Consider the following 730-nt stretch of genomic DNA (forward strand, 5'->3'; position numbering starts at 1 on the left):
TCGCCCAGTTAAGACTCGGTTTCCCTACGGCTACCCTATTCGGTTAACCTCGCTACAAAATATAAGTCGCTGACCCATTATACAAAAGGTACGCAGTCACCCAACAAGTGGGCTCCTACTGCTTGTACGTACACGGTTTCAGGTTCTATTTCACTCCCCTCACAGGGGTTCTTTTCGCCTTTCCCTCACGGTACTGGTTCACTATCGGTCAGTTGGGAGTATTTAGCCTTAGATGATGGTCCACCTATATTCAGTCAAAGTTTCACGTGCTCCGACCTACTCGATTTCACTTAAAATGTCTTTTCATGTACGGGACTATCACCCTGTATCGTGGCGCTTTCCAGCAGCCTTCCATTAACACATAATAAGCTTAAGGGCTGTTCCGATTTCGCTCGCCGCTACTTTCGGAATCTCGGTTGATTTCTTTTCCTACGGGTACTTAGATGTTTCAGTTCTCCGCGTTCGCCTCGTTAACCTATGTATTCAGTTAACGATACCTGCAAGCAGGTGGGTTTCCCCATTCGGAAATCTTAGTCTCAAGCGCTTTTTACTAGCTTGACTAAGCTTATCGCAAGTTAATACGTCCTTCATCGCCTCCAACTGCCAAGGCATCCACCGTGTACGCTTAGTCACTTAACCATACAACCCAAACGGGTCTTTGTTTTGTGACAGTTTAACTTCGCCAGAAGTCAATATTGAATACTAAAGTAGATACCAATCAATCAACTCA

Annotated in this window: 1 rRNA gene; it reads right to left on the bottom strand. The window is 45.3% G+C overall.

Annotation, left to right across the window (positions count from 1 at the left end):
* Positions 1–639: ribosomal RNA gene (locus AAEY62_RS20045) — 23S ribosomal RNA — on the bottom strand; the annotation flags it as partial.
* Positions 640–730 lie beyond the last annotated feature (91 nt).

Source organism: Pseudoalteromonas sp. GW168-MNA-CIBAN-0100 (assembly GCF_040309225.1).
GTDB lineage: Bacteria > Pseudomonadota > Gammaproteobacteria > Enterobacterales > Alteromonadaceae > Pseudoalteromonas > Pseudoalteromonas arctica.